Raw genomic sequence first — 805 nt, 5'->3', positions numbered from 1 at the left:
CGAGGGTCAGTTGCTGCGCGACGGCGATGGCGTTGCCCACTTGCAGATCCGCCGTGGTGTCCAGGCGGGTGTTGCCGAGGACCGTCAGCGCGCCGGTGCCCAGCGCGGCGTTGTGGCCGAGGGTCAGGCTGCCGGCGTTGAGCAGGGTGCCGCCGCTGTAGCTGTTGTTGCCGCTCAGGGTCAGGTTGGCGTTGCCGTTTTTCGCCAGGGCGCCGCTGCCGCCGAGGGTGCCGGTGAGGCTCAGGTCGTTGCTGCCGGCGAGGATCAGGCCGCCGTTGAGGGTCACGGCGTTGCCGAGGGTCACCGCGCGGTTGCTGTCCAGGGTGGTCAGGTCGGCGGTGGTCAGGGTGCCGCTGCCGAGGGCCGCGTTGTTGCCCACCACCAGGGTGCCGCCGTTGAGCTGGGTGCCGCCGCTGTAGCTGTTGCTGCCGTTCAGCACCAGGGTGCCGGCTTCGAGTTTGTTCAGGGTGGCGCTGCCGGTCAGGTTGACATCGACGGTGGCGCTGTTGCCGCTGCCCACGCGCACGCCGGCATAGCCGGTGGAGCCGTTGATCAGGTTCAGCTCGCCCGCGGTGCCCGCGGCCAGGGTGTAGCCGTCGGTGAGGAATTGCAGGCCGGTGGTGGTCTGGGTGCCTTCGACGGTGACGGTGCCGGTGTTGCCCTGGAACACGGCGAAGCCATCGTTCCAGTTCTGGTTGAAGTTGCCGCTGGCGTTGGTCCAGTTGCTGCCGGTTCCGCCCCAGGTGCCGTTGCCGCCACTGATGGCGCCCGTGCCGCCGCCGCTGCCGTCCCAGAACAGCACGCT

General features: G+C 69.7%; 1 protein-coding gene. It reads right to left on the bottom strand.

Features of this window, described 5'->3' with window-relative positions; translation table 11 throughout:
- A partial coding sequence (locus tag NTD82_RS02955) for an autotransporter-associated beta strand repeat-containing protein (protein ID WP_262127673.1) occupies positions 1 to 805 on the bottom strand: 805 nt, incomplete at both ends.

The sequence above is a fragment of the Pseudomonas sp. 5P_5.1_Bac1 genome (genome assembly GCF_025466015.1).
GTDB lineage: Bacteria > Pseudomonadota > Gammaproteobacteria > Pseudomonadales > Pseudomonadaceae > Aquipseudomonas.
The sequence above is the reverse complement of the archived record's forward strand: the minus strand, read 5'-3'. Positions and strand labels throughout refer to the sequence as shown.